Annotated in this window: 2 protein-coding genes and 1 pseudogene; all 3 read right to left on the reverse strand. The window is 60.7% G+C overall.

The features are described from left to right. A pseudogene (locus tag BVER_RS34960) lies at positions 1-206 on the reverse strand (hypothetical protein); the annotation flags it as partial. Continuing rightward, on the reverse strand, positions 199-435 hold the full coding sequence (locus BVER_RS29220) for a PRTRC system protein C (protein WP_050456185.1): 237 nt from the start codon (positions 433-435) through the stop codon (positions 199-201). The pseudogene BVER_RS34960 and the gene BVER_RS29220, both read right to left, overlap by 8 nt. Positions 436-444: 9 nt before the next feature. Then, complete coding sequence (locus BVER_RS29225; protein ID WP_050456186.1) at positions 445-954, reverse strand: PRTRC system protein E; 510 nt, start codon at positions 952-954, stop codon at positions 445-447. Positions 955-1,160: the final 206 nt, after the last annotated feature.

Below are 1,160 nucleotides of genomic sequence, written 5' to 3' on the forward strand. Positions count from 1 at the left end.
TCGCTCCACGCTTCCTCCCCACGGTCGGTCGCCCTTCCGCAGTTGCGCTTCACTTCGCTCGCTGTGGTCAACTTGCCGCGCGACTTGCACCCGCAAGAGTGCGCCCATGCTGGGCGCACAAAAAAAACCGCCCTGTCGGGCGGTCGTTGATGGAAAAGAGCCAGATCCGGATCGAACAGGGCTTTGAGAAGGTCGCGCTTACGCATGGGCGGTGTTGGACTTGACCCCACCCTTAGCACCCGCCGCACGCACGAACGTGAAACGCATGACCTCGCCTTCCGTGTTCGGGCCGTCGACAGCTGCGGTCGTCAGCTCCGGATATTGCGCGGAGTAGAGATCACGAACATCATCGGGCGAGAAGGTTGGCCCTGGATCGAGAAACGTCACGCCGTTGTAGACGAACTCACGCGTGAGCTTTGCCACTGAAATAGCCATGTTTGCTCTTCAATCGAAAAGCGATGCGAGGTTGGTGCCGGTGCTAGCCGGCGCCGTCGATGCCGAAGAAGTTGCCGACGAGTCCGCAGGAGCGCTGTGCTGCCCATGCAGGTTGTCGTTACCGTTTTCATCATCGTTGTCGTTGTCGTTGTCGTTGTCGTCGCCGCCGCTTTCGGCGCTCGATCTGGCCGATGCAGGCGGCACAGTCTTGCTGCTGCCCTTCGCGAGCGTCTTGGTCGCCTTGGAGACTTGCGTCGTTTTGGCGGCTTCGAGGATCGCGGTCGTGGCAGCCACTTGCTCCGCCAACGACGCATGCGCGCCTGTGTAGGCGACGAGTGCATCCGCAAAACCCGCGTCGAGCTCGGCCGCAGAAGCGGTGAGCGCGAGCGGCTGAAGCATGGCGGCGTCTTTGGCCGTGCCTTGCGGCATGACGCAGACGACCATCTCATCGCCCTTCATCTGCAACGACAGGGTGAGCTTGGCGCACGTGCGCAAGAGCGGTTCAATAGCTACGAACATGAAAACTCCTGAGAAAGAATAAAGACCGCCCTGAGGCGGTCTATAAAGGATGGAACTACGATCGATGCGCGGGCGAACCGCGCCGATTGCGGTAGGGATGTCCATTACTGAACACCCCCCGCACAGATCCCGGCGTGCCCAATTTAGGCACCGGGCTCCTACCTTGAGTGCTTGACGACAAAGCGCCGATCAGGCCATGGATGAAG

Source organism: Candidatus Burkholderia verschuerenii, assembly GCF_001189365.1.
Classification (GTDB): domain Bacteria; phylum Pseudomonadota; class Gammaproteobacteria; order Burkholderiales; family Burkholderiaceae; genus Caballeronia; species Caballeronia verschuerenii.